Origin of the sequence: Pantoea sp. PSNIH1 (assembly GCF_007680655.1) — a bacterium.
Taxonomy (GTDB): Bacteria; Pseudomonadota; Gammaproteobacteria; order Enterobacterales; family Enterobacteriaceae; genus Pantoea; species Pantoea eucrina.
The window spans coordinates 109,991-135,619 of sequence record NZ_VEIP01000002.1; the positions used below are offsets into that span (position 1 = coordinate 109,991).

The following is a 25,629-nucleotide window of genomic DNA, read 5'->3' on the forward strand; positions in this document are numbered from 1 at the left end:
CTTCCATGCCGCATTATATGCGGTACTGAGGCAATGTCATGTCAGAACAAAAAAAGGGTCATTCACGTCGTGATTTCCTGCTGAGGACGATCACCCTCGCACCCGCTATGGCGGTCGGTTCAACCGCCATGGGCGTGCTGGTCGCGCCTGCTGCTGCCAGCGATGCAGCAGCGCCAGCGCAGCCGGCACGCGACTATCAGCCAGGCTGGTTTACCGCCGAAGAGTTTGCCTTCATCACCGCCGCCGTGGCGCGGCTGATCCCCAGCGACGAGCGCGGGCCAGGCGCGCTGGAAGCAGGCGTACCGGAATTTATCGATCGTCAGATGAATACGCCCTACGCCACCGGCAGCAACTGGTATATGCAGGGACCTTTTCACCCGGATATGCCGAAAGAGCTGGGCTACCAGCTGCCGCTGGTGCCGCAGCAGATTTATCGCTTAGGCATTGCCGACGCCAATGCCTGGAGTCAGAAACAGCATGGCAAGGTGTTCGCCAGCCTGAGCGGCGAACAGCAGGATGCGCTGCTGAGCGCCTTCGAAACCGGTAAGGCTGAGTTTGCCCAGCTGCCGGCAAAAACCTTTTTCTCTTACCTGCTGCAGAATACCCGCGAAGGCTTTTTCTGCGACCCGATTCATGGCGGCAACCAGGGCATGGTGGGCTGGAAGCTGATTGGCTTCCCGGGCGCCCGCGCCGACTTTATGGATTGGGTAGAGCGCGGTGAACGTTATCCGTTCCCGTCAGTCGACATTCGCGGAGCGAGGGCGTAAGCGTGGCAAACGAATTAAAACAAGTTGATGCAGTGATTGTGGGCTTTGGCTGGGCGGGCGCCATTATGGCAAAAGAGCTGACCGAAGCGGGTCTTAACGTCGTTGCGCTGGAGCGCGGTCCGCATCGCGACACCTATCCGGACGGCTCTTATCCGCAGTCGATTGATGAACTGACCTACAACGTTCGCAAAAAGCTGTTTCAGGACCTCTCTAAAAGCACCGTGACTATCCGTCACGATGCGTCGCAGACCGCGGTACCTTATCGCCAGCTGGCCGCTTTTCTGCCCGGCACCGGCACCGGCGGTGCGGGCCTGCACTGGTCCGGCGTGCATTTCCGCGTCGATCCGGTTGAGCTGAATCTGCGCAGCCACTATGAGCAGCGCTACGGTAAAAGCTTTATTCCGGAAGGCATGACCATTCAGGATTTTGGCGTCAGCTACGATGAGCTGGAACCGTTCTTCGACAAAGCCGAAAAGGTGTTTGGCACCTCCGGCAGCGCCTGGTCAATCAAGGGCAAAGTGGTCAATAACGCACACGGCGGCAACCCGTTTGCGCCGGATCGCTCCAGCGACTTTCCGCTGCCGGCACAGAAGCGTACTTACTCTGCGCAGCTGTTTGCGCAGGCGGCGGAGTCGGTTGGCTATCACCCTTATGATATGCCGTCAGCGAACACCTCCGGACCCTATACTAATACCTACGGTGCACAGATGGGGCCGTGCAACTTCTGCGGCTTCTGCAGCGGCTACGCATGCTACATGTATTCCAAAGCGTCGCCTAACGTCAATATCCTGCCGGCACTGCGTCAGGAGCCGAAGTTTGAGCTGCGCAACAATTCATACGTTCTGCGCGTCAATCTGACCGATGATAAAAAGCGCGCTACCGGCGTGACCTACCTTGATGGTCAGGGACGTGAAGTGGTGCAGCCGGCCGATCTGGTGATCCTCTCCGCGTTCCAGTTCCACAATGTTCACCTGATGCTGCTCTCCGGGATCGGCAAACCTTACAATCCGATCACTAATGAGGGCGTGGTGGGGCGCAACTTCGCCTATCAGAACCTCTCCACGCTGAAAGCGCTGTTTGATAAAAACACCACCACCAACCCGTTTATCGGCGCAGGCGGGGCGGGTGTGGCGGTAGATGATTTTAACGCGGACAACTTTGATCACGGGCCGCACGGTTTTGTTGGCGGGTCTCCTTTCTGGGTTAACCAGGCCGGCACAAAGCCTATCTCCGGCGTGCCGGTGCCAGCCGGTACGCCAGGCTGGGGCAGCCAGTGGAAAGCGGCGGTAGCCGATACCTATACGCACCATGTTTCCATGGATGCGCACGGTGCGCACCAGTCCTATCGCGCTAACTATCTCGATCTCGATCCCAACTATAAAGATGCGTACGGCCAGCCGCTGCTGCGTATGACCTTTGACTGGCAGGATAACGACATCAAAATGGCGCAGTTTATGATTGGCAAGATGCGCAAGATCACCGAGGCGATGAACCCGAAAACCATTATCGGCTCCGCCAAAGCGCCGGGAACCCATTTTGATACGACCTCCTATCAGACCACACATATGAGCGGCGGTGCGATCATGGGTGAAGATCCGCAGACCAGCGCGGTCAACCGCTATCTGCAGAGCTGGGATGTGCCCAACGTCTTTGTGCCGGGGGCGTCAGCTTTCCCGCAGGGGCTGGGCTATAACCCGACCGGTATGGTCGCTGCACTGAGCTACTGGTCAGCGAAAGCGATCCGCGAACAGTATCTGAAAAACCCGGGTCCGCTGGTACAGGCATAAGGAACATGACGATGATGAAATCAGTTTTGGCCCTGATGCTGGGCACCCTGACGTTCAGCGCGCTGGCTGACGATGTGGCCGCCGAATCACTGATCAAACGCGGTGAATATCTGGCGCGCGCCGGGGACTGCGTGGCCTGCCATAGCGCGGCCGGCGGCAAGCCGTTTGCAGGCGGACTGGCAATGGCGACGCCGATTGGCACCATCTACTCCACCAATATCACACCTGATAAAGCGACCGGCATTGGTGACTACAGCTATGACGACTTTCAGAAAGCAGTGCGTCATGGCGTAGCGAAAAATGGCGATACGCTCTATCCGGCGATGCCTTATCCCTCCTATGCGGTTGTCAGCGACGAGGATATGAAAGCGCTTTACGCTTATTTTATGCACGGCGTGGCGCCGGTCAGCCAGGCGAACAAAGAGAGCGACATTCCCTGGCCGCTCTCCATGCGCTGGCCGCTGGCGATCTGGCGCGGCATCTTTGCACCGGACGTGAAAGCGTTCCAGCCTGCCGCACAGGAAGATCCGGCGCTGGCGCGCGGACGCTATCTGGTTGAAGGGCTCGGACACTGCGGAGCGTGCCATACGCCGCGCAGCATTACGATGCAGGAGAAAGCGCTGAACAACGGTGACGGCAGCGACTACCTTGCCGGCAGCAACGCACCGATTGATGGCTGGACCGCCAGCAATCTGCGCGGTGACAACCGTGACGGGCTGGGCCGCTGGAGCGAAGAGGAGCTGAAGCAGTTCCTGCGCTTTGGCCGTAACGATCACACCGCGGCGTTTGGCGGTATGACCGAGGTGGTGGAACACAGCCTGCAGCATCTCAGCGATGAGGATATCAGCGCGATTGCGAAGTATCTGAAGTCGCTGGGCGCCAAAGATCCGCAGCAGGCGGTATTTACCCCGGATGATACGGTAGCGAAAGCGCTGTGGCACGGCGATGACAGCCAGCCGGGCGCGTCAGTCTACGTAGACAGCTGTGCTGCCTGCCATAAAACTGACGGTTCAGGCTATCAGCGCTTCTATCCGGCGCTGCGCGGCAACCCGGTCGTGATGGCTGACGATCCGGCTTCGCTGATCCACATTGTGCTGGTGGGCGGTACGCTCCCAGGCGTGAAAGGCGCGCCGACGGCCATCACCATGCCGGCATTTGGCTGGCGTCTCAGCGACCAGCAGGTTGCGGATGTGGTGAACTTTATTCGCAGCAGCTGGGGCAACGGCGTTACCACCCGCGTAACGGCTGGCGACGTGGCGAAGCAGCGTAAGGATAAAACGGTACAGCCTTATCAGGGCAGCGCGGATATCCACGCATTAGAGAAGTAAGCGTGCCTGCGGAGCGTTAATTATCCGGGCCTGGTGCCCGGATTTTTTATGGGCGAAAAACAGCGACGGATCAGCCAAAGCCAGCGCGGGCGGGGGCTGAACGCGATCGTCTACACTTAGTGGTGAGTGCAAAAGCTCACTAACTGATAAGCGGAGGGAACGATGCAAGTAAGTCCTTATTTGTTTCTGTATGGTCGCTGTGAAGAAGCCATCGAATTTTACCTGCAGGCCACCGGCGGCAAAGTGCTGCAAAAAATGACCTTCGGCGATAATCCGGAGCAGGGAGAGCAGGTGGGCGATAAATCCGCACCGCCGCTGCCACCGGAAAAAATCATGCATGCACATCTGCAGATTGGTCAGGGCGAGCTGATGCTGAGCGACGGCGATACCAGCAAGCCACCGGCGTCTGAGCACGCGGGTTATGCGGTAAGCCTGGCAACCACTGACGAGAAAGAGGGCAAAGAGTGGTTTGATAAACTCTCTGCTGGCGGCAAAATCACGACCGAATGGCAGAAGACATTCTGGTCAGACGGCTTCGGCATGTTTATCGATAAGTTCAACATTCCGTGGCGTATCAACGTCGTGAAGTCGCAGGATTAACGCCTCTGTTTTTGCCCCTCCGGTGCTGCATCCGGCGGGGCAAAACTGCCATGCTTAGAAGTTGTAACCTGCCACCAGATAGTAACCCCAGCCGGTTGATTTCACTTCAAACGGACCATTGCCGAAATTCAGCTCCTGACCATCCGCCCACTGACCGCCGTTATGGAAATAACGCGCAACGGCAGAGACGTGCCAGTGGTCGTAGTTCAGTGATAAAATATGACTTGAGGCAACAGAGTTACTGGTGCGCGAGCGGTCAGATTTATCGCGCAGATCGGAGCCCCAGTCAAAGTTGGTGAAGCCGATATAGCTAAGCTTGCCGCCCCACAGGTCGGTAATTGGCACAAAGTATTTTACCTTGAAGCGGTAACCATCCCAGCTGTTCTCGTTGGCCGCGCCGTAGTTTTCCCACTGATATTTGGCGTAAACGTTAAGCGAGAGGCCGACATCGCTGTGGGTGTCGATATCGGTACCGAGACCCATATACCAGGTGTTCTGCCGGTTGTCGCTGTTGCGGCCCATATCGTAGATATAGTTGTTGGCAAAGAACCACTCTTTAAACGGACCGAATGCCAGGCTGGTGCCCGCCAGCTTGTCGAGCGACAGGCGCGGCTCAATTTCCATAAACAGCGGCGTGCCGTGATCGAAGATGCCATTGGCGTTGCTGTTGCCCGCACCGAAGAAGTTTGGCAAATCGATGTAGCCGTAAAAATCGAACCACTCCTGTTTGGTAAAGGCTTCATATTCCAGGTAGACGTCGTTATTAAACTGCGGCCCGAAACGGGTATGGGTGCTGCCCACCACGTTTACGCTCTGATGCCACCAGTCAGACAGATATTGCGTGTCGCTCTCTGCCTGCGCTGCGCCCATTCCGCTACCAATCAGTAATGCACCTGCTATCAACGATTTAAATTTCATTATTGTTTGACCACTTGCTGAGGATCGCCGCAGAGATGCCACGATCGAATGAGTACGTTCCCGGGTATTGAGCAGTATGCGGCGATAACGCGTGCTGACTGCCAGCCTTCAGGCCCGCGTAATGTGCCTGTAACAGAGCGTTAGAAAATAGATTTTCATCACATTTGTCAAAAAGTGTTGCAATAGGATTCAGTTATTTTGTGACAATTGTCACATATTCTATCTGCAGCGAACGGAACTCCGCAACCGTTTACGTGGTCGCGAAGAGATACGATTGGGAGTGGGGCGTGGACGCCGGTTCCGTTTGCTACGGGCACCGGTTCCGGGTTAAGCGCCGGTTCCGTTCGCCACGGAGGCGGTTCCGTTCGCCGTCAGCGGCGGCAGCAGCCTGTGCCCCGGCACGGCGATGCTGCACCGGGGCAGGTTCCGTTCGCTACGGGGCCCGGGGCCGGTTCCGTTCGCCGTCAGCTGCGGCGGCTGCCTTTGCCCCGGCACGGCGACCGGGCAGAGGACGCCTGGCCGCGCCCTCTGCACTCCCCGGCCCTGCGCCAGCCCCGTCCGCCGCTGCGCGGTTCCCTCACTCACGCCCGCTTCCCGGGGACCGGCCGCCATTCGCTCCTGCTCACCGCGCCCTTTCGCCGACGTCCTGTCGGCTCATCCCGGAACCGTGCCCTCCCTCGGCGGACCCGGATGGCGCTTCCCGCCGCTGATTGTCTTTTTTCTTTATGTTGTTTTTTCATGGCTGGCAGTTCTGCGCCTGAGCTTCAGGTTTCGCTACTTTTAAGAATGAAAAAATGAAGGATTTGCAGGCGGGGAAAAGGGGCGCTATCCGCAGCGCCGGGCGCAGAGTGACGGCCAGGGCGAGCCGGCAGGACGCCGGCGAGAGCGCGGGGTGAGCAGGAGCGAATTCGCGCGGTCCGTTAAGGCCGGAGGGATAAGCCCGGGAATTCGCGAGGACGGCGCGGGGCGCGGATTGCTAAGGGGCGCGCCCACCCGCCCCTTAGCCCGTCCGCGTGCGGAGATGCCGCTGAAACTGCCAGAAGCCTGGCGGGCGGAACCCCCTCAGTGCCGCGCACTGCTTAGCGCACCCCTGCGCTGGCGGGCGGAACCCCTCCGGTGCCGCGCGCTGCCGCAATCAGCCCCGCGCGGCTCAGCGCCAGCCCCTATGGCAACGTCACCCGCACCCGCAGTCCGCAGCGCTCGCCCTGAGGGGTAAGACAGTTAGAGAGCGCCACCTGCATCTGATGCTTCTGCGCCACGCTGCGCACAATCGACAGGCCGAGACCGCTGCCCTGCGCCTGCACGTCCGGTGAACGGGTAAAGCGGTCAAACGCCCGCTCAAGAAACGATTCCGGCATACCGGAACCGTTATCGACGATATCGACCACCGTACGATCGCCTGTGCGGTGCAGCAGCACATCGACCAGGCTTCCTTCTGGCGTATGCAGCATTGCGTTGCCGATGACGTTATCAAACAGAGTGCGCAGCTCAGAGCGGCTGGCCTGCAGCCGGTAACGCGTGCTGCCGCTATAGCCGATATCGATGCCGCGCTTATCGGCAACCACCATCAGCTGCTCAATACTCTCTTTCAGCAGATCGTCGAGTTCGATCGTTTCCGCGACCGGCACCGCGGACCGATCCTCCTGACGTGACACATCCAGCAGCTGCGTCACCAGATGACGGGTGCGGCTGACGCCCGCTTCCAGCTGATCAAACTGACGGCGCGCCTCGCCGGGCTGAATATGCTGGCGCAGATTCTCCAGCTGCAGCGTAACGGCGGTGACCGGCGTGCGCAGCTCATGCGCGGCATCCTCCAGAAACTGCCGCTGGGCGGACCAGGCGGCGCGCAGTTTATCCAGCAGCGCATTATAGGCGGCGACCAGCGGCAGCACTTCGTCAGGCAGGCCATCCGGCGATACCGTATGCGGGTGCAGGCTCTCCTGCGCCGCGATCTGCCGGGATGCCACCAGCAGATTGCGCGTAATGGCGCGTACGATCAGCCAGATCAGCAGCAGCGACAGCGGCATCATCAGGATCAGCGGGATCACCGCCGAGAGCACGCGTTTTACCATCAGGCTTTTCATATAGCCGATATTGTGCAGCACCTGAACCGTGCCGATTTCACTGCCCGCTTCGCCAGGGCGGGTATAGACGCGCCATTCACAATCGTCACCGCAGTCGCCAAGGCGTAAATCGGACCAGCCGTGCACCGCCTGCAGCGGGGCTTTCAGCGCCGGCCACGAGCTGGCACGCAGCTGATTATGCGTATCCCACAGCTGGACGATGTAAGCGCTTTTGAGCCGGTCCTGATCGAGGATCGTCGGGATCAGCGCGGGCATGGTCTGACTGGCTGACCAGACGTCGGCCACTTTTGCGAGCTGATCGTCCTTCATTGAGCCCATCATGTCGCCGTAGCAGTGGAAAAAGTACCAGGTCACGCCACCAATCATCGCCAGATGCAGCAGCACCAGGCTCATCAGCAGCTTATTGCGCAGGGAGCGCAGAAACGTAAAATTTTTCATTGTGCCGGTACCCGCCAGCCAAGGCCGCGCACGTTGCGAATCGCTTCGTTGCCCAGTTTACGCCGCATGCCGTGGATCAGCACATCAACGGCGTTGCTGGTGACCTCTTCGCCCCAGCCATAGATGCGATTCTCCAGCTGTTCGCGTGAAAGGATCGCGCCGGGCCGCTCCAGCAGCGCATAGAGCAGTGCATATTCGCGAGCGGTAAGCTGTTCACGCTGGCCCTTATAGAGCACTTCCCGCGTCATCATATCCAGCTGCACGTCGCCGCTGCCGAGCAGCGAGTCGGCGGCACCGTGGCGGCGTCGGGTGATAGCGCGCATACGTGCCAGCACCTCCTGCAGATCAAAGGGCTTGAGCAGATAATCATCCGCGCCGCTATCCAGCCCCTGAATGCGCTGGGCAACGCTGTCCCTGGCGGTCAGCACCAGCACCGGCGTCATATCACCGCGGGCGCGGGCACGCCGCAATACGTCGATACCATCCTCACGCGGCAGGCCAAGATCGAGCAGCACGCAGGTGTAATTGCTTTCCGACCAGGCGTGCGAGGCAAACCGGCCGTCGCGCACCCAGTCCACCGACCAGCCTGCGGCTTCCAGGGCCTGCTGCAGGTTGGCACCAATCATCTCATCATCTTCTACCAGCAGCACGCGCATGGAGTCTCCTTATCAGTGTGGGGCAGTGTAACGCTGCATTCTTAGCGAAAAATTATCACCGCTGAATTTTACCGCTGCGCGCTTTGCTAATTCTGCGCTAATTCTTCGCTAATTAAGGGATAAATCTCCTGCGCTACAGTGGCTCTTCAGGAACAGTCTGTTAAGCCGGAGGGTGCGATGAATCAGCGAGAGTTTATCCGTAGTTTACTGGAGTGGATTGAAGATAACTTAGGTCACGATCTGCATCTGGATGAGGTGGCGCGTCGATCGGGCTATTCACGCTGGCATCTGCAGCGTCTGTTTCGTCAGCACACCGGTTTTTCACTGGCTGAGTATATCCGCCAGCGCCGTCTGACTGAATCGGCATTAACGCTGCTTAACAGCGACGACGCCATTTTACAGGTCGCCATGAACTACGGTTTTGATACGCAGCAGGCCTACACCCGCACCTTTAAAAATTATTTTCGCATTACGCCAGGCCAGCTGCGTCGTCAGCGTCGCGTTGAGCCGGAGCGGCTGCTGCTGCCTTTTGCCGTCGCCGTATGACCGGCCAGCAGCGGAAAGAAAATCGGGTGCAGAACGGCGCAATACCTTTTAAGCTGCGGGTCATGTTTCTCTGACAGCCGGACCCATGAACCCTGGTGATAATCTGACAGCCATGCTGCTGTTTGCGCACGTGGCGGAGCAACAAAGTTTCAGCGAAGCCGCGCGTATTCTCGGCGTCTCTAAATCCTATGTCAGCCGTGAAATTGCCCGGCTGGAGGTGCGGCTGGGGATCAAACTGCTGCAGCGTACCACACGTCATGTTGCGCTGACCGGCCACGGGCAGGCGTACTACCCATTCTGCCTGCGCATGCTGGATGAGCTGCATCAGGCGGATGCGTTTGTGCAGCAGCTGCACCAGCTGCCAGCCGGCAATCTTCGCCTGCAGGCTCCGGTAACCTTTGGCTGCCAGTGCGTGGCGCCGGTGGTGGACGCCTTTATTCGCCGGCATATTCATCTGCATGTGGATCTGGATCTCACAACCAGCGAAGACCCTCACCCCGATGCCGATGTCGCCATTGTGGTCCGCAGCCGCGCGCCGCAGGGAGGCGCCTGGCGCGAACTCAGTATCATCGACTGGGGCCTTTACGCTACGCCCGGCTACCTTGCCGCGCATCCGCTGATTGATCATCCCCGTACCCTGACGCGCCACAACCTGCTGCTGTTCCACGGGCCGGCCCATACCGCCGCTCTGCCGTTCCGGCGTGATAAGCAGCGGCTGGCGCTGGAGGTGCGCAGCCGCTTCCGCGCCAACAACAGCATGGCGTTGCTTAACGCGGCGCTGGCCGGCGGCGGCATTGCCTATCTGCCCTCCTATATGACGCGTGAGGCGCTGGCGCGCGGCGATATCCAGCCGGTGCTGAGCGACTGGCAAATGGACCGCTTTCACAGCTACCTGCTGCTGAAAGAGCAGCCGCAGCCCTCCTCTCCGGTTACACAGCTTTGCGATGCGCTGATCACCGCACTGCAGGTGCCCTGACTGTTGCTCGCTGGCAACAGTGGCAGGCTGGCAGGTAACTCTCCGGCACCCTCTGTTTTCTCTCTCTCCGCGCAGGTAGCCTGATAAAAACAACCGCCGGGAGAGGGTATGTCATACGCTTCAGTATCATTAACAGCTGAACAGCAACACTGGAAGTGCAACCTGCTGGTCTGCACTCTGGGGTCATTTACCACTATCGTCGCCATGACGCTGCTGCTGCCGTTTCTGCCGATCTATGTTCAGCAGCTTGGGGTTGAGGAGCCGGCGGCGATCGCCCGCTGGTCGGGTGCCGCCTATGCGGCCACGTTTCTGAGCGCCGCGCTGACGGCGCCGCTGTGGGGCCGGCTGGCAGATCGCTACGGACGCAAACTGATGCTGATCCGCGCCAGCCTCGGCATGGCGATAGCCATGTCGCTGATTGGTATGGCCACCGCACCCTGGCAGCTGGTGGCGCTGCGCCTGCTGGCCGGGCTGCTGGGGGGATACGCTTCCGGATCCACGATTTTGGTCGCTGCGCAGACGCCAAAAGCTCACACCGGCTGGGCGCTGGGTATCCTCTCAGCAGGCATTATGGCGGGCAACGTCGCGGGGCCGCTGCTGGGCGGAATATTGCCGCCGCTGATTGGCATCCGTCACACCTTCTGGCTGACGGGCGCGGCGATCTTCCTCGCGTTTCTCGGCACGGCGTGTCTGCTGAAAGAGGCACCGCGGCAGCCCAAAGGCGCAGCCACGGCAGGGCAGGCCGCTGATGAGCCGCCGGCGAATCTTCGGGTGGTGCGACTGATGTGGCTCACGGCCATGCTGATGATGTTTGCCACGATGTCAGTGGAACCTGTTATCACGCTCTATATTGCGCAGTTTGTGCAGGGCGAGCACGCGATAACCGTCAACGCCGGGATTGTGATGGCGGCGGCGGCGCTGGGAAGTATTCTTGCTGCGCCGCTGGCCGGGCGGCTGGCGGACCGCATCGGGCACGGGCGAGTATTGCTTGCCGGGCTCGCGGCCAGCGCGCTGCTGCTGATCCCGCAGGCGTTTATCAGCCACGTATGGCAGCTTACCGGCCTGCGTTTTCTGATGGGCGTGGCGCTGGGCGGACTGCTGCCCTGCATTACCGCGCTGATACGCCACCACGTCCCGCAGCAGCAGACGGGAAAAATGCTGGGCTATGCGACCTCGGCACAGTATGCCGGGCAGGTGACCGGACCGCTCTGCGGCGGGATCGTGAGCGGAGCGTTTGGCATGCAGCCGGTGTTTCTGCTCACCGCGCTGATGATGGCGCTGTGTGCTTTACTGGTACGCGGCGTGGTGCAGGAGAGACAGAGCGCATAAAAAAGGCGGGCCACCGGCCCGCCTGATTTATTCTGCTTTTACGAAAGGTTATTTCGTATCAGGCAGCGCATAGGCAACCACGTAGTCGCCCAGTTTGGTGCCAAACGAACCGTGACCGCCAGCTGCAATGACAACGTACTGCTTGCCGTTCGCTTCATAGGTCATCGGCGTTGCCTGACCACCGGCTGGCAGACGCGCCTGCCACAGCATTTCACCGGTGTTGGTATCAAACGCACGCAGATAGTTATCTGCCGTTGCGCCGATAAAGGCAACGTGTCCCGCCGTGGTGATTGGGCCGCCCAGCATTGGCATACCCATCTTAAACGGCAGCGGCAGTGGCGCGCTGTCGCGCACGGTACCAATGCGTTTTTTCCATACGGTTTCGTTGGTTTTCAGATCCACCGCAGAAATATAACCCCAGGCTGGCTGTTTGCACGGCAGGCCGAAAGGTGACAGGAATGGATTCAGCTCAACGCCAAACGGCACGCCATACTGCGGCTGCACGCCGGTTTCAGTACCGGAGCCGCCTTCCGCACCTTTCGGTGGCTCAGCCGGGTTGCCCGGTCCGCGTGGGATCAGCTTCGAGACAAACGGCAGCGCCATTGGGTTAGCGATGGCAATCTGACGATGTGGATCAACGGCGATACCACCCCATTCAAACATACCGAGGTTACCCGGGAAGACCAGCGTACCCTGTTCAGACGGCGGCGTGAACGGACCTTCATAGCGCAGGCGCTTGAAGATCACGCGGCACACCAGCTGGTCGAACATCGTCGCGCCCCACATATCCTTGTCAGTCAGATTCTGCTTAGGACGGTAGGTCAGCTCAGAGTAAGGCTGCGTCGGTGATACGTGGTCACCTTTCGCTGCGCCCTGCGGAACCGGGGTTTCCGGTGCCGGTACAACCAGCTTGCCGTTGCGGCGATCCAGTACAAAGATGTTACCGGTTTTCGCCGGCGCGTAGATCACCGGAACGGTGTTGCCATCTTTGTCGGTGATATCAGCCAGCGTCGGCTGAGAAGGCAGGTCCATATCCCACAGGTCGTGATGCACGGTCTGATAAGACCAGACCAGCTTACCGGTGGTGGCATTTAGCGCCAGAACGCTGTTCGCATAACGCTCCTGCTCAGGCGTACGGTTGCCGCCCCAGATATCCGGGGTAGAGACGCCCATTGGCAGATAAACGATATCCAGTTTCGGATCGTAAACCGCCGGTGCCCATGAGTTCGGTGAATTCAGGGTGTAGGTGTGCTCATCTTCCGGAATCGCGTTAGGATCTTTCGCGCCCGGATCGAATGCCCACAGCAGTTTGCCGGTGTTGACGTCAAAGCCGCGGATGACACCTGATGGCTCACGGGTAGAGTAGTTATCGGTTACGGCACCGGCGATCACGATAGTGGTATCGGTGATAATCGGTGGCGAGGTCGGTTCATACTGACCAGGGGTGGTAACCGGCTGCTTGTGCTGCAGGTCCAGCTCACCGTTGTTACCAAATGCCGGGCAGCGTTCGCCGGTTTCCGCATCCAGAGCAAACAGACGACCATCATTGACCGGCAGATAGATGCGACGTGCGCAGAGTGCCGGCTGAGTTGCCGCGCTATCCGCTGCTGCAGGGGTTTCATGATAGGAAACGCCGCGGCAGGTGATGTGCTGGAAGGTCGGATTCTGCTTCAGAGCCGGATCAAACTTCCACTTCTGTTTACCGGTTGTAGCATCCAGCGCAAACAGGATTTGATGCGGTGAGCAGAGATAGAGCGTGTCGCGGATTTTAATCGGCGTCACTTCATCAGTGATTTCACCCGGATCGTTAGCATTTTTCAGATCGCCGGTCTGGAACTGCCAGGCAACCTGCAGCTCTTTGACGTTGCTGGCATTGATCTGCTTCAGCGGAGAAAAGCGGGTACCCTGCTGATCGCGCGCGTACGCCGGCCAGTCAGCATCAGCAATATTGCTGATAGGCTGAGTCTGCGGGGTGGTCGCTGCAGCGGGCAGCTCGCCATTCAGCTCCTGCGGATCGTGGAAAACAGCCCACGCCAGAACCAGTACGCTGGCAATCAGCGCCACCAGCATCGCGCCTCTGCCGGCAGGATTGAACGTGCGATAGACGAAAGGCAGGATCAGCCAGATACCGAAAATCACCAGTACATCGGTGCGCGGTGCCAGCGCCCAGAAGTCAAAGCCGACTTCCCATACGCCCCAGATCAGCGTGCCAAGCAGCAGCAGCGCATACAGCCGCAGCGCGGCGCTGCTGCGACGCCAGAGCAGAACAGCGGTGATCAGCATCATCACACCGCCAATAACGTAGTACCAGGAACCTCCAATGGTGGCTAACCAAATGCCACCAACCAGCATAAACGCGCCCGTCAGCAGTGCGAACAGCACCGTGAGCAGGCGGATTACGCCAAAAGATGAGGAAGCTTTCCCCATAATATTGACCTCTTTCTTTGCCATAGAAAAACAAAGGAAACAACGCTTCAGGCTGTTTCCCGACATAGAGTACGAAGTGAGCAGAAATGTTCACGCAGCGTTCTTCCGTGACGCCAGATGATCCCTTTGCGTTAAATTTTATCTTAAAAACGTTAACGAGTTTGCTTTTTTTAGCGGTTTTAACTCTGTCGGACCAAATCACACGACATTTTATGGCGGAATAGCGGCGTTAATTCCGATCAAATCAGGTGGCTGCGCCGCGAAGTAGCAGATTGTGTAAACGGTTACCCTAAAAAAGCGTGCCGGGTGTGCGCTGCTGCTGCCAGCCGCTTAACTGCAGGCGCTGGTAATGTTCGCTATTCAGCGTCAGCTGTGCGGTGCGTAATATAACGTCTGCTTCTCTTTCTCTCAGAGACTCAATTAAAAACGGAAAGCTGAACTTGAGGTAATTATCGTTAAAAAAATCCTCGGATAAAACCACACCGCTAAATGGAAACGCCACGATCTTTTTCCACTCTGTTCCCGGCGGCGCGAGATCGCACAGCCAGAATGAGAAGTGGTGCGCAACGGCAAGCAGAGGGGCACCACCCTGTAGCAGCCCTGCATAATCAATTGCCAGACGGACGTGGGCAGCCTGCAGCATCGGATAATTTTCCGGGGCACGTAAAAATTCCATCAGGCTATTTCCCGCCAGCGGAATAATTATTAGTTCAGGGGTATCAGGCAACTGATTATGCAAAGCAATTATGTTATGTCCATTAAGTAATGTAACAGCGTCCTGCTCGCAATGCATAAAGGGTGCTGAATAACACACGCCGCACAGCGTGTTGTCAAAGCGATGAATACGCTCAGTAACATAAGGATTATAAGTACTGTTTTTCATGTATCTCTGCAAAAAAATTATTAACCGGAAAGATATGTTTTATTATAAATGCGTGTTATGACTGAAATTTACCGGCGGCTAATATAGATCGAAAGAGAGTGTTAAATCACCTTTTTTTACCTGTCTCTGATACAGAGATATTCCTGGCGTTAAAAGGGATAATTAAGCTGTTAATTCAGTAATCAATAAATCAATACCGGTATTCAATCAATAACAATCACTCTCCTGATATATAGAGACCAATGTTTATCTGCCAGGCAGTTAAGTTTTTGTTTCAAAAGCGCACAACCTGCCATTGCCTGCCAGAGTGATATCACGCACGCTCAGAGAGACAAAACGATAACAGAAGTCACTGCCTGGCTTCTGACCAGATTAGTGCAATGACGCTAATCAGTTAATCATTTCAGGATGGGATCGCATGACAGGTATAAAAAGCTCTGCTGCAGAAGACTCTCTGCTGCGGCATCGACCGTTTGTGGCTTTCTGGCTGGCGCGCACCTGCTCGTCATTCGGCTTTCAGATGTTTTCAGTGGCGGTCAGCTGGCAAATCTATGCCCTGACACACAGTGCGCTGGCGCTGGGTATGATCGGCTTAATGCAGTTTTTACCCTCGGTACTGCTGGCGCTGCCGGCTGGTCATCTGGCCGATCAGCACGACCGTCGTCGCATTGTTCTGGTGGGACAACTGATTGAGTGGGCAGCGCTGCTTGGGCTGGTGGCGCTGACGCTGCTGCACTGGGCAGGAAGCGTTGAGATCTGGGGACTGGTGTTTCTGATCTCAGTGGCAAAGGCGCTGGAGTGGCCGGCTATCACCTCTATGCTGCCGGCGCTGGTGCCGCCGCCGGTTCTGGCCCGTGCGATGGCTGCCAGTTCAGTAGGCGGTCAGGCGGCAGTGATCGTCGGCCCGACGCTGGGCGGCCTGCTTTATGTCGCCGGGCCTGAAGTGGTGTATGGCGTTTCCGCGCTGTTCTATCTCTTCTCTATCGTACTGATTAGCCGCCTGCGCTACGCGCGGCCGCCGCAGTCGCGCATGCCGATGAACCTGACCAATATGTTCGCTGGCGTGCGTTTTATTCGCGAGCGCAAAGATGTGCTGGGCGTGATCTCGCTTGACCTGTTTGCCGTGCTGCTGGGCGGGGCCACGGCGCTGCTGCCGATTTTTGCGCAGGATATTCTGCATACCGGGCCGTGGGGGCTGGGCATGCTGCGCGGCGCACCATCAGTCGGTGCGCTTGTGGTGGGCGTCTGGCTCAGCCGTAATAAGCTGGAGAAGCACGTCGGTATGATTATGTTTGGCTCGGTAGCCGGTTTTGGTCTGGCGACGCTGCTGTTTGCGCTCTCCACTCAGCTCTGGCTGTCGCTGCTGGCGCTGGCTGCGCTGGGGGGATTTGATATGGTCAGTATGGTGATCCGCGGTGCGCTGGTCCAGCTCGATACGCCGGATGATATGCGTGGTCGCGTCAACGCCGTGAACGCTATTTTTATCAATACGTCCAATCAGCTGGGGGAGTTTGAATCTGGCCTGCTGGCCGCATGGCTGGGGGCGGTACCGGCGGCCGCGCTGGGCGGAATAGGTACGCTGATAGTGGTCGCCGTCTGGATGACGCTTTTCCCGCATCTGCGCAAACGGCAAAAGCTGGAGAATGAAAGCGGCGTGTAGATGAGGGTGCCCGGCGCAGCATCACGCCGCCGGGCACATCAGCAGACCGGCAGCCGGTCTGCCTGGCGTCGGCGCGTTATGCGACCCCGTTGACCAGGATAACGCGGTAGTTAGCGCCTTTCACGCGGTGCGCTTTCGCTTCCTGATAAGCCGGACTGTGATACCAGGCGCGCGCGGCGTCCATATCGGCAAATGCCAGAACGACAACGCCTTCGGCATCCCGGCCTTCCAGCACTTCCTGCTCGCCATAAAAAGCCAGCGGCGTGATCTGATGATCGCCACGCGCGTCGCCCGCTTTCTGTGAGTAGGTTGCCAGCTCATCTTTGTCCAGCGTCTCATCCTTAATCATTACCATGTAAGCGGTCATTACTTCTCTCCCCGTGCCTGACGTTTATCTTCGGTGTTGTGTTCAAAATCGCTGGCGTCATGCCGCTCCAGCAGCTGATCCTGCGGCTCAGCGGCAAAGGCGCGATTAACTTTACGTCCGCGTACTACCGCCGGACGCTCCGCGATCTCTTTCGCCCAGCGCACCACGTTGGTGTAAGCCTGCACATCCAGAAACTCTGCTGCACCATACAGGCCATTCAGCACCAGGTTGCCATACCAGGGCCAGGTCGCGATATCCGCAATGGTATAGGCGTCACCTGCGAGGAAACGGTGATCCGCCAGCTGGCGATCCAGCACATCCAGCTGACGCTTCGCTTCCAGCGTAAAGCGGTTGATGGCGTATTCAATTTTCTCCGGTGCATAGTGGTAGAAATGGCCAAAGCCGCCGCCAAGATAGGGTGCAGAACCCTGCAGCCAGAAGAGCCAGTTCAGGGTTTCAGTGCGGCCCGCCACATCTTCCGGAATAAAGTAGCCAAACTTCTCCGCCAGATAGAGCAGGATATTACCTGATTCAAACACCCGCTGCGGTGGCGTCACGGAGTGGTCGCTCAGCGCCGGAATTTTAGAGTTAGGGTTCACATCAACAAAACCGCTGGAGAACTGATCGCCTTCACCAATGCGGATGAGCCAGGCGTCATACTCCGCCTCTTTTACGCCCACCGCCAGCAGCTCCTCCAGCAGAATAGTGACCTTCTGACCATTTGGCGTACCGAGCGAGTAGAGCTGCAGCGGATGCTTCCCGACCGGCAGCGCCTGCTCATGCGTGGCGCCAGCGGCAGGGCGGTTCGTGCTGGCGCCGTTGCCTTTGGCTTCCGGTTCCCAGGTCCAGACTTTTGCGGGCTGATACTGATTATCTGACATCGTCATTTCACCTTATGGTCGTGAGCGTTGCGCTGCCACTGAGTGTAGCAGCGCAATTCCGCGCCGATTTAACCGCGCTGGCGGTGAGCGGGTTTGCGGGATCAGGTACAGTTCTCCTGGGTATAGAGCATAAAGTCGACTTTGCCCGGCGCGTAAGTATCAGGCTGCTCGCGCTCTTCCAGATGCCGCAGCAGCAGGGTCAGAGCGAGTTCAGCGTGGCGCTGCGTGTTCTGATCGAGGGTCAGGGTCAGGATGCGCTGCTGCAGCAGCTGGCGCGTAGTTGCATAAAGTTCATGCGTCACATAAACCGTGCTGCCGCACAGCCGGTGGCGCGCCAGCGCTTCATAAATCTGGGTATTGCCCATGCCGGTGTTATAGAGTCCGGCGATCTGGCGCGATCCCGCCAGCGTTTTTTCCAGCAGCCGGCTGATGCGTTCGCGATCGTCCTGGCCGGCGAGGATCTCACGCAGTCGCAACTGTGGAAAGCGCTCAGCCAGCACCTGCTGAAAACCTTCAATACGCTGCTGGTGCGCGAGGTAGTCAGCGCGACCGCTGATCAGCACCACATCCCCTGTACTGGCCGCCATGCTGCCGAGCATCAGGCCCGCCGTGCGTCCCGCTTTGTATTGATCGATACCGACATGGCAGAGCCGCGGCGCGTCCGGCAGATCGCTCACCAGCGTGATGACCGGCACGCCCCGCGCCTGGCAGCTGGCCAGCGCCTGATAAATCAGCGGGCTGGCGTGGGCAAAAACAATCAGCCCGTCCATTCTTTTACTGCCGGCATCGATATGGGCCGCCAGCTTCTCCGGCGCATCTTCCGGGATAAGCGTGCGATGCAGCCGGACCCGCCGGTAGCCCAGCGCATCTGCCAGACGGGCAAACTCCTGCGCCAGCTGCTGAAAGAAGAATGAGCCGTTGCCGCTCAGGATGACCTCAATCTGCCAGCTGTGACGATGCTCCTCCGGCAGAATACGTTTTAAGCCCGCCTCTCGGGCCGCCTGCAGCACTTTTCGCGTCATCGCGGGCGAGACGCCCCCTCGATCGTTCAGGACCCGATCCACGGTTGCGACGCCAACGCCTGCGCGCTTAGCCAGTCCGGCCAGCGTGGTTGCTTTCATTCGAGTGAATTCCATCAAAAAACTGCGTTCTGACAGCCTGCCAGAACGGAATATTTTGACAAGACAGGGCATTCTGAAGTGTGAGCTAAAGGAGGAGATCCGCAGCTTTGCTGTTGATATGGCGATGATAATAGTGCCGCTGCAGAAGGGCGCGGTGATGCCTGGCGCGATGTAAGCGGTGCGTTTCCCCCTGCAGGGCCCAGGGGGAGAATACTACCCGATGCGGCAATCAGAGGTTCAGCAGTTCGCGCTCAATCAGTTCGCGCGTCTCTACCGCCTGATAGCGCATCTTCTCCGGATAGCCGAACAGCGCCGCTGAGATAATCGACTCACCGCCGACTTTGAAGCTGCGCCGGGCAAAATCCATCTCGCGCAGCGCTTCAAACAGCGCATCGAAGTTGACTTCGCCTTCTCCCACCGCGACGTGCTGATGGATGGTTGCGTCCACGCCGGGCGGATTCACAATGTAGCGGCAGTGTTTGGTGTGGTTCATGGTATCGGCGATCAGCATATGCGACAGATCGTCGCCAGCGTAGTGCAGCATGTTTTTCACATCCCCTTTGCCTTTGTCATAATAGAAGGTGTGGGGCGCACTATAGATATACTTCACGTTATCGCTGCGAAACGACTTCACGATATCCGCTGTTTCATTGTTCTCTTCGCAGAAATCCCACGGGTGCGCCTGGATTTCAATGCGGATCCCTTCCCGCTCAACGATCGGCAGCAGCTCCTCCATAGAGCGGTAGAACATCTCTTCGCAGATTTCTGGCTCATTAGGGTTGCCGGAGAGTTCGGTATTGATAACCTGCACGCCCATCTCAACCGCAATCTCAATCATGCGCTTCCAGTTTTTTACCGCCGCCTGACGCCGCAGCTCGTCGGGTCCCGACCAGCGATAAACCGTGATGAAGGAAGAGATTTCGGTGCCGGTGGCGTTCAGCGCATTTTTATATTCACGCAGGATTTCGCGGCTGGCTTTGGGGTGTTTATAAAAGGGATTGATCTGCGGATGGGGTGATTGCTCAATATATTTATAGCCCCATTCCGCCACCTGATGCACCATCCGGGTAATGCCGAGATCCCGGATAACATCCACGTCAAAAGCAATTTTCATGCTGTCGCTTCTCCTGCGCTATTCCGCTGCCAGCGTTGTTCCGGACAGGCGGAAGCTGATGCAGAAACGCCAGGCAGACGGAGAATGTGTTTATCAGCCACTATAGGAAGGGAAGTCGGCGCGTTCTACGATTTTGCTGATGTAAAACCATCAGGACGGCACCGGCTACAGGAGCAGCAGGCAAAGCAGAATGAATAAAGCAGAAAAGCAAAAACCCGGCCATAAGGCCGGGTTTTCTGAATTGTGGTGCCCGAACCCGGAATCGAACCAGGGACACGCGGATTTTCAATCCGCTGCTCTACCGACTGAGCTATTCGGGCAACGGGGCGCATTAAACCTTAATGGCCGCAGATCGTCAACGGGTTTTAGCAAAAAAGCGCGCTATCCGTGACTGACTGCCTGCTTTTCAGGCATGTCAGCCCGTTTTCAGGCGAGTGCGCCGTTCTGACGACAGAGCGCAATGCTGAATACATCTTCCGCCAGGCGCCGGGCGGTCGCCACATCCTGTACGTTGCGTTTCACCAGCAGTTTGCTCAGGCAGCCCTCGAGGATCAGCTCCATCTGATCGGCCACCATCGCGGGATTATCCAGCGCCAGCTCAACCAGGATCTCATGGGTAAACTGCCATGAGTTTCGCTTCTGCTGCTCCGCCAGCTGGTGCACCGGCTGGTCAGGCTGCGGATAGAAGCTGCAGGCAGCAATAAACAGGCAGCCGGGAAACCGGCCTTTGCTGACATACTCTGCCAGCACGTCATAGCGCGCCATCAGCTTTTGCGCCGGAGTGAGCCGCTCATCCAGCTGTACCTGACGCCGCCAGCTGTCGATCTGCTGACCGTGATAGCGCAGTGCATCATAGAGCAGCGCATCGCAGTCGGGCCAGTAGCGGGTCAGCTGTCCGGTGCTGAGGCCGGTTTCACCTGCCAGCTGTGGCAGCGACAGGGTGGCCGCCAGGCCGTGTTGTTCGAGCACATTCAGCGCATGCTCCAGAATTTGTTCGCGTTGCACATGACTCTCCTCTGGAATATCGGCCCGCTCGTCGATGAGCGGGCAGTGGCTGAACCAGTGTCGTTTAACGCGGCAGATTCTGCAAATGCGCGCGAAACGCTGCCGCACGCAGAAAGCCGCTGATACGCGAATCGGGGATCTCGCGACCCTGCGCGTCAAAAAACAGAATGGTCGGTAATCCCGCCACCTGCAGCTGCTTCAGCAGGGCATTGTCCTGCGCGCTGTTTGCGGTGACATCCGCCTGCAGCAGCTGCACGTCAGCAAGCGCGCTGGCGACTGCCGGATCGCTGAAGGTATATTTTTCAAACTCTTTGCAGGCGACACACCAGTCGGCATAGAGATCGAGCATGGTGATGCGCCCCGGTGCCTGCTGCAGCGCCTGCTCAAGCTCCGCGCTGCTGCTGATGCGCTTAAAGGGCAGGTGTGCCACGCTCTGGCTTGCCGTAGCGCCAAACGCCCACTCCTGCAGCGGCCGCGCCATAATCAGCGCTGCCCCTAACATCACCAGCGGCACGACGCGCCACTTGCCGCGCGCGTTGATGCTGTGAATAAATGCCCAGCTGAAAAACGCTACGCCCAGCAGACTCCAGAGCCGCAAACCCCAGGTGTCGCCGAGGATACGCTCCAGCAGAAATACCGGAAGCGCCAGGATAACAAACCCGAATGCCTCTTTTACCGTCTGCATCCACTGGCCGCTTTTGGGCAGTAGCCGATGGCCAAAAAGCGTGACGGCGATCAGCGGCAGCCCCATTCCCACGGCGTAGAGCCACAGCGTGCCGGCGCCGGCCCACAGGTTTCCGCTCTGTGCGATATACAGCAGGATCGCGCTGAGCGGCGCCGTGGTGCAGGGGGAGCAGATAAGCCCGGCCAGCGCGCCCATGACAAATACGCCAGGCAGCGAGCCGCCGCGCTGCTGATTGCTCCAGAGCGCAAGACGCGTCTGCAGGCTGGCGGGCAGCTGCAGCGAAAACAGGCCAAACATCGACAGCGCCAGCAGAATAAACAGCAGCGACAGACCCGCCAGGACGTATGGATGCTGCAGCGCCGCCTGAAAGCGCAGCCCGGCCGCCGCGACCACAACGCCCAAAAGCGTGTAGGTCAGCGCCATGCCCTGCACATAGACCAGCGCCAGCGCCAGCAGCCGGCCGACGCTGTAGCGGCGTGCGCCGCCGAGGATAATGCCGGAAATCAGCGGGTACATCGGCAGGACACAGGGGGTAAAGGCGACGCCGATACCGATCAGCAGTGCCCAGAGCGGCGAGAAGGGCAGCGGCGTGGCGGCAGGCTGCGCCGTAACCGGCGCGCTGCCGCTGCTGACGGCGCTCAGCGGAACGGTACGGCTCTCCGGCGGGTAGCAGAATCCGGCCGCGGCGCAGCCCTGATACGTCACCGTCAGCGTGGCGCCCGCATCCGCCCGCTGCAGCGTCACCGGCAGCGTCACCGCCTGACGATAGATCTCGCTTTTGCCATAAAATTCATCTTCATGCGTTTCGCCAGCCGGCAGCGTCAGCGGGGCCAGCTGCGCGTGCTGAGCCGTAATCTTCATCTGCTGACGATAGAGATAGTAGCCGGGCCTGACCTGCCAGTTCAGCGTCAGCGTTGAGCCCCGCTGAGAAAAATCAAACTGAAAGGCCTGATCGACCGGCACAAAGCGGCTGGTGGATTTCGGCGCAAAGAGATCGGCCTGAGCCGACAGGCAAAGCAGCAGCGTCAGGCAGAGCGTCAGCAGGCGGGAAAGAGATGCAGCCATAACAGATTAATCAACTCCGGTAGTGCAGAAGCGGTGAGCATAGCACGACCGCTTCGGCACAGGATTTCATAATGTAACGGCGTCAGAGGATCAGACTGCCAAACAGAAAGCCAAACGCCACGGAAAAGGCGATGGCCAGTATGCCCGGAATGATAAAGGAGTGGTTAAAGACAAACTTGCCGATTCGCGTCGAACCGGTGTCATCCATTTCCACCGCGGCCAGCAGCGTCGGATAGGTAGGCAGGACAAAGAGCGCTGATACCGCAGCAAACGAGGCTACTGCCGCCAGCGGCGAGACGCCGAGCATCAGTGCTGCCGGCATCAATGCTTTGGTGGTTGCCGCCTGCGAATAAAGCAAGGTGGCGGCAAAAAACAGCACCAGCGCCAGCATCCAGGGATAGCGCTGCAGCATGTCACCCGCCAGAGTCTGGATCTCGCTCAGGTGCGCTTTGACAAAGGTATCGCCCAGCCACGCCACGCCCATGACGCAGATGCAGGCGCTCATGCCCGATTTAAACGTACTGGCGCTGAGGATCTCACTGCTGTCCACGCGGCAGGTCAGACAGATCAGCGTAGCGACCGTGAGCATAAACACGACGATCGCTTCGTTACGCGGCAGCACCGGGCTGGCGAGCAGGCCCACGCTGTCGCTGATGGCGGTGGCATAGAGCACCACTGCCACAATGCCGGTCAGAAACAGCAATACGGCGCGGCGCGCGCCGGGTCGGGTGGTATACACTTTCTCACCGCGCAGCGTCACGTCGCCTCTGGCAAGTCGCGCCTGATAGATTGCATCATCCTTCAGCTCTGTACCCAGAAAGTTGGTGATCACTGCCGCGCAGAAGATTGCCGCCATCGTTGAGGGCAGCGCCACGCCCAGCAGCGCCAGATAGCTGACGCCGCGGGGTTCCAGTATGGAGGCAAAAAATACCACTGCCGCAGAGAGCGGAGAGGCGGTGATCGCAATCTGTGAGGCCACCACCGCGATAGAGAGCGGACGCGATGGCCTGACGCCCTGCTCTTTAGCAACTTCAGCGATAACCGGCAGCGTGGAAAAAGCGGTGTGGCCGGTGCCGGCCAGCAGCGTCATCAGATAGGTCACCAGCGGCGCCAGAAAAGTCACGTAGCGCGGATGGCGGCGCAGCAGCTTTTCCGCCAGCCCGACCAGGTAATCCATACCGCCTGCGACCTGCATGGCAGCAATCGCGGCGATAACGGCCATAATAATTTCGATCACATCAAACGGGATTGCGCCGGGCTTCATGCCGCACACCAGCGTCAATATCAGCACTCCCAGACCGCCGGCAAAGCCGATTCCGATACCGCCCAGGCGGGCACCGAGCCAGATCGCCATGAATACCACTGCCAGTTCCACTGCTATCATCCGTTTCTCTCCTCAGGCTGCAGAACGTGCCCCCTGAATGTTGTAGTCGCCACATATAAAAAAAGCACGCCGTATTGTATACAGGCGTGCCCGGGACGACGTGATCGGAAACAGATTACTGTTCGTTTTCGTCGGTATAGCGTTTCGCTTTATAGGTCGGATGCATCAGGTTCTGGACGGAGAAGATATCATCCAGCTCCGCTTCGGTCAGCAGGCCGCGTTCCAGCACCACTTCACGTACGCTTTTGCCGGTTTCAGCACAGACTTTACCCACGATATCGCCGTTGTGATGGCCGATGTAGGGGTTGAGATAGGTGACAATACCGATAGAGTTGAATACGTACGCTTCGCAGACTGCTTTGTTCGCCGTAATGCCGTTAACGCATTTTTCCAGCAGGTTATAGCAGGCGTTGGTCAGGATGCTGACGGATTCAAACAGCGCCTGGCCAATCACCGGTTCCATCACGTTGAGCTGCAGCTGACCCGCCTCAGACGCCATGGTCACCGTGGTATCGTTGCCGATAACCTTAAAACAGACCTGATTCACCACTTCCGGCACCACCGGATTGACTTTGGCTGGCATGATCGAGGAGCCCGCCTGCAGTTCCGGCAGGTTGATTTCGTTCAGGCCGGCGCGCGGACCGGAAGAGAGCAGACGCAGGTCGTTGCAGATTTTTGACAGCTTCACCGCCAGACGCTTCAGCGCTGAATGCACCATGACGTAGGCGCCGCAGTCGGACGTTGCTTCAATCAGATCTTCCGCCGGCACCACCGGCAGATTGCTGACTTCTGCCAGGCGCTGCACGGCCAGCTGCTGATAGCCATCCGGCGTGTTGAGGCGGGTACCGATTGCGGTTGCGCCAAGGTTCACTTCCAGCAACAGCTCGGCGGTGCGCAGAATATTGCGGGTCTCTTCATTCAGCAGCACGTTAAACGCGTGGAACTCCTGGCCCAGCGACATCGGCACTGCATCCTGCAGCTGGGTGCGGCCCATCTTCAGAATGTTTTCAAACTCCACGGCTTTGCGCTGGAAGCCTTCGCTCAGCTGGGCAATCGCATCCAGCAGCTTGAGAATAGAGGCGTAAACCGCAATCCGGAAGCCGGTCGGGTAGGCATCATTGGTTGACTGGCATTTGTTAACGTGGTCGTTGGGGTTCAGATACTGATACTCACCTTTCTGGTGACCCATCAGCTCCAGGCCGATGTTTGCCAGCACTTCGTTGGTATTCATGTTCACCGAGGTGCCGGCGCCGCCCTGGTAAACATCTACCGGGAACTGATCCATGCATTTGCCGTTGTTCAGCACCTCATCGCAGGCCTGAATAATGGTATTCGCAATGTTGCGCGGGATCGTCTGCAGCTCTTTGTTAGCCAGCGCGGCTGCTTTTTTAACCATCACCATGCCGCGGACAAATTCAGGAATGTCGCTGATTTTACTGCTACTGATATAGAAATTTTCAATCGCACGCAGAGTATGAACACCGTAGTAAGCATCCGCCGGCACTTCGCGCATGCCTAACAGGTCTTCTTCGATACGAATGTTGTTCGCCATGATTACCTTCTTATTATTGCTGCTCTGATACCGCCACGCATCCGGCATGGATGGAG

Annotated in this window: 22 protein-coding genes and 1 tRNA gene; 9 read left to right on the top strand and 14 right to left on the bottom strand. The window is 58.4% G+C overall.

Going from position 1 to position 25,629, the window contains the following annotated elements:
* The first annotated feature begins 38 nt into the window (after nt 1-38).
* The 4 genes from FS690_RS08080 to yjdN all read left to right on the top strand — a co-directional run bounded on the left by FS690_RS08080 (nt 39) and on the right by yjdN (nt 4,482).
* The gene (locus tag FS690_RS08080; protein ID WP_094111316.1) at nt 39-767 is read left to right on the top strand and encodes a gluconate 2-dehydrogenase subunit 3 family protein; all 729 of its coding nucleotides are present in this window, start codon (nt 39-41) and stop codon (nt 765-767) included.
* Nucleotides 768-769: 2 nt separating this feature from the next.
* Nucleotides 770-2,554, top strand: coding sequence for a GMC family oxidoreductase (locus tag FS690_RS08085; RefSeq protein WP_071668433.1), 1,785 nt, complete (start codon nt 770-772; stop codon nt 2,552-2,554).
* An 11-nt stretch (nt 2,555-2,565) separates the two neighbouring features.
* Nucleotides 2,566-3,882 (top strand): cytochrome c, encoded by a 1,317-nt coding sequence (locus FS690_RS08090; protein WP_039382082.1) that lies wholly within the window; start codon nt 2,566-2,568, stop codon nt 3,880-3,882.
* Nucleotides 3,883-4,044: 162 nt separating this feature from the next.
* A complete protein-coding gene (gene yjdN, locus FS690_RS08095; protein ID WP_039382083.1) occupies nt 4,045-4,482 on the top strand; it encodes a VOC family metalloprotein YjdN in 438 nt (145 codons plus the stop codon).
* A gap of 54 nt (nt 4,483-4,536) precedes the next feature.
* Here the strand turns inward: yjdN and FS690_RS08100 are convergent, their stop codons facing one another.
* The 3 genes from FS690_RS08100 to FS690_RS08110 form a co-directional block, all read right to left on the bottom strand.
* Entirely contained in the window at nt 4,537-5,400 is an 864-nt protein-coding gene (locus tag FS690_RS08100) for a nucleoside-specific channel-forming protein Tsx (RefSeq protein WP_145339374.1), read from the bottom strand.
* Between the two features lie 1,163 nt (nt 5,401-6,563).
* Nucleotides 6,564-7,922, bottom strand: a complete 1,359-nt coding sequence (locus FS690_RS08105; RefSeq protein ID WP_071669147.1) for a HAMP domain-containing sensor histidine kinase — start codon at nt 7,920-7,922, stop codon at nt 6,564-6,566.
* Entirely contained in the window at nt 7,919-8,578 is a 660-nt protein-coding gene (locus FS690_RS08110) for a response regulator (RefSeq protein ID WP_039382093.1), read from the bottom strand. The genes FS690_RS08105 and FS690_RS08110 overlap by 4 nt, the downstream gene beginning before the upstream one ends.
* Nucleotides 8,579-8,755: 177 nt before the next feature.
* On the opposite strand from FS690_RS08110, the gene FS690_RS08115 reads away from it, so the two are divergent.
* From FS690_RS08115 to FS690_RS08125, 3 genes are all read left to right on the top strand, one after another.
* Nucleotides 8,756-9,124: a helix-turn-helix domain-containing protein gene (locus tag FS690_RS08115; RefSeq protein WP_039382095.1), complete on the top strand. Its 369-nt coding sequence runs from the start codon at nt 8,756-8,758 to the stop codon at nt 9,122-9,124.
* Nucleotides 9,125-9,209: 85 nt separating this feature from the next.
* The gene (locus FS690_RS08120; RefSeq protein WP_071669146.1) at nt 9,210-10,100 is read left to right on the top strand and encodes a LysR family transcriptional regulator; all 891 of its coding nucleotides are present in this window, start codon (nt 9,210-9,212) and stop codon (nt 10,098-10,100) included.
* 108 nt (nt 10,101-10,208) lie between these two features.
* Nucleotides 10,209-11,429, top strand: a complete 1,221-nt coding sequence (locus tag FS690_RS08125; protein ID WP_145339376.1) for an MFS transporter — start codon at nt 10,209-10,211, stop codon at nt 11,427-11,429.
* A gap of 48 nt (nt 11,430-11,477) precedes the next feature.
* On the opposite strand, the gene FS690_RS08130 is transcribed toward FS690_RS08125, so the two are convergent.
* The gene (locus tag FS690_RS08130) at nt 11,478-13,856 is read right to left on the bottom strand and encodes a glucose/quinate/shikimate family membrane-bound PQQ-dependent dehydrogenase (protein ID WP_145339378.1); all 2,379 of its coding nucleotides are present in this window, start codon (nt 13,854-13,856) and stop codon (nt 11,478-11,480) included.
* Nucleotides 13,857-14,145: 289 nt separating this feature from the next.
* Nucleotides 14,146-14,739, bottom strand: a complete 594-nt coding sequence (locus tag FS690_RS08135; RefSeq protein WP_145339379.1) for a hypothetical protein — start codon at nt 14,737-14,739, stop codon at nt 14,146-14,148.
* Between the two features lie 418 nt (nt 14,740-15,157).
* On the opposite strand from FS690_RS08135, the gene FS690_RS08140 reads away from it, so the two are divergent.
* Nucleotides 15,158-16,399 (top strand): MFS transporter, encoded by a 1,242-nt coding sequence (locus FS690_RS08140; RefSeq protein ID WP_039382105.1) that lies wholly within the window; start codon nt 15,158-15,160, stop codon nt 16,397-16,399.
* A 76-nt stretch (nt 16,400-16,475) separates the two neighbouring features.
* Here the strand turns inward: FS690_RS08140 and FS690_RS08145 are convergent, their stop codons facing one another.
* The 3 genes from FS690_RS08145 to FS690_RS08155 all read right to left on the bottom strand — a co-directional run bounded on the left by FS690_RS08145 (nt 16,476) and on the right by FS690_RS08155 (nt 18,768).
* A complete protein-coding gene (locus tag FS690_RS08145) occupies nt 16,476-16,766 on the bottom strand; it encodes a DUF1330 domain-containing protein (RefSeq protein WP_039382107.1) in 291 nt (96 codons plus the stop codon).
* Complete coding sequence (gene yghU, locus FS690_RS08150) at nt 16,766-17,647, bottom strand: glutathione-dependent disulfide-bond oxidoreductase (protein WP_108570032.1); 882 nt, start codon at nt 17,645-17,647, stop codon at nt 16,766-16,768. Before yghU ends, FS690_RS08145 begins: the two co-directional genes overlap by 1 nt.
* Nucleotides 17,648-17,748: 101 nt before the next feature.
* A complete protein-coding gene (locus FS690_RS08155) occupies nt 17,749-18,768 on the bottom strand; it encodes a LacI family DNA-binding transcriptional regulator (protein WP_039382113.1) in 1,020 nt (339 codons plus the stop codon).
* 4 nt (nt 18,769-18,772) lie between these two features.
* On the opposite strand from FS690_RS08155, the gene FS690_RS18360 reads away from it, so the two are divergent.
* Nucleotides 18,773-18,943, top strand: a complete 171-nt coding sequence (locus FS690_RS18360; RefSeq protein ID WP_186368981.1) for a hypothetical protein — start codon at nt 18,773-18,775, stop codon at nt 18,941-18,943.
* Nucleotides 18,944-18,997: 54 nt separating this feature from the next.
* On the opposite strand, the gene FS690_RS08160 is transcribed toward FS690_RS18360, so the two are convergent.
* The 6 genes from FS690_RS08160 to aspA form a co-directional block, all read right to left on the bottom strand.
* Nucleotides 18,998-19,882 (bottom strand): sugar phosphate isomerase/epimerase family protein, encoded by an 885-nt coding sequence (locus FS690_RS08160; protein ID WP_039382117.1) that lies wholly within the window; start codon nt 19,880-19,882, stop codon nt 18,998-19,000.
* A gap of 244 nt (nt 19,883-20,126) precedes the next feature.
* Nucleotides 20,127-20,202: transfer RNA gene (locus FS690_RS08165), tRNA-Phe, on the bottom strand.
* 106 nt (nt 20,203-20,308) lie between these two features.
* Nucleotides 20,309-20,887, bottom strand: coding sequence for a transcriptional regulator (locus FS690_RS08170; protein WP_145339381.1), 579 nt, complete (start codon nt 20,885-20,887; stop codon nt 20,309-20,311).
* 64 nt (nt 20,888-20,951) lie between these two features.
* Nucleotides 20,952-22,637 carry a protein-disulfide reductase DsbD gene (locus FS690_RS08175; RefSeq protein WP_145339383.1) on the bottom strand — a complete coding sequence of 562 codons (1,686 nt, stop codon included), beginning with the start codon at nt 22,635-22,637 and terminating at the stop codon, nt 20,952-20,954.
* Nucleotides 22,638-22,719: 82 nt separating this feature from the next.
* Entirely contained in the window at nt 22,720-24,021 is a 1,302-nt protein-coding gene (locus tag FS690_RS08180; RefSeq protein ID WP_071669144.1) for an anaerobic C4-dicarboxylate transporter, read from the bottom strand.
* A gap of 115 nt (nt 24,022-24,136) precedes the next feature.
* Nucleotides 24,137-25,573, bottom strand: coding sequence for an aspartate ammonia-lyase (gene aspA, locus FS690_RS08185; RefSeq protein WP_039382126.1), 1,437 nt, complete (start codon nt 25,571-25,573; stop codon nt 24,137-24,139).
* Nucleotides 25,574-25,629 lie beyond the last annotated feature (56 nt).

Coding starts and splice junctions, on each gene's coding strand:
- FS690_RS08080 (WP_094111316.1), top strand. CDS start 39: ATGTCAGAACAAAAAAAGGGTCATTCACGTCGTGATTTCCTGCTGAGG.
- FS690_RS08090 (WP_039382082.1), top strand. CDS start 2,566: ATGATGAAATCAGTTTTGGCCCTGATGCTGGGCACCCTGACGTTCAGC.
- yjdN (WP_039382083.1), top strand. CDS start 4,045: ATGCAAGTAAGTCCTTATTTGTTTCTGTATGGTCGCTGTGAAGAAGCC.
- FS690_RS08100 (WP_145339374.1), bottom strand. CDS start 5,400: ATGAAATTTAAATCGTTGATAGCAGGTGCATTACTGATTGGTAGCGGA.
- FS690_RS08105 (WP_071669147.1), bottom strand. CDS start 7,922: ATGAAAAATTTTACGTTTCTGCGCTCCCTGCGCAATAAGCTGCTGATG.
- FS690_RS08110 (WP_039382093.1), bottom strand. CDS start 8,578: ATGCGCGTGCTGCTGGTAGAAGATGATGAGATGATTGGTGCCAACCTG.
- FS690_RS08115 (WP_039382095.1), top strand. CDS start 8,756: ATGAATCAGCGAGAGTTTATCCGTAGTTTACTGGAGTGGATTGAAGAT.
- FS690_RS08120 (WP_071669146.1), top strand. CDS start 9,210: ATGAACCCTGGTGATAATCTGACAGCCATGCTGCTGTTTGCGCACGTG.
- FS690_RS08125 (WP_145339376.1), top strand. CDS start 10,209: ATGTCATACGCTTCAGTATCATTAACAGCTGAACAGCAACACTGGAAG.
- FS690_RS08130 (WP_145339378.1), bottom strand. CDS start 13,856: ATGGGGAAAGCTTCCTCATCTTTTGGCGTAATCCGCCTGCTCACGGTG.
- FS690_RS08135 (WP_145339379.1), bottom strand. CDS start 14,739: ATGAAAAACAGTACTTATAATCCTTATGTTACTGAGCGTATTCATCGC.
- FS690_RS08140 (WP_039382105.1), top strand. CDS start 15,158: ATGACAGGTATAAAAAGCTCTGCTGCAGAAGACTCTCTGCTGCGGCAT.
- FS690_RS08145 (WP_039382107.1), bottom strand. CDS start 16,766: ATGACCGCTTACATGGTAATGATTAAGGATGAGACGCTGGACAAAGAT.
- yghU (WP_108570032.1), bottom strand. CDS start 17,647: ATGTCAGATAATCAGTATCAGCCCGCAAAAGTCTGGACCTGGGAACCG.
- FS690_RS08155 (WP_039382113.1), bottom strand. CDS start 18,768: ATGAAAGCAACCACGCTGGCCGGACTGGCTAAGCGCGCAGGCGTTGGC.
- FS690_RS08160 (WP_039382117.1), bottom strand. CDS start 19,882: ATGAAAATTGCTTTTGACGTGGATGTTATCCGGGATCTCGGCATTACC.
- FS690_RS08175 (WP_145339383.1), bottom strand. CDS start 22,637: ATGGCTGCATCTCTTTCCCGCCTGCTGACGCTCTGCCTGACGCTGCTG.
- FS690_RS08180 (WP_071669144.1), bottom strand. CDS start 24,021: ATGATAGCAGTGGAACTGGCAGTGGTATTCATGGCGATCTGGCTCGGT.
- aspA (WP_039382126.1), bottom strand. CDS start 25,573: ATGGCGAACAACATTCGTATCGAAGAAGACCTGTTAGGCATGCGCGAA.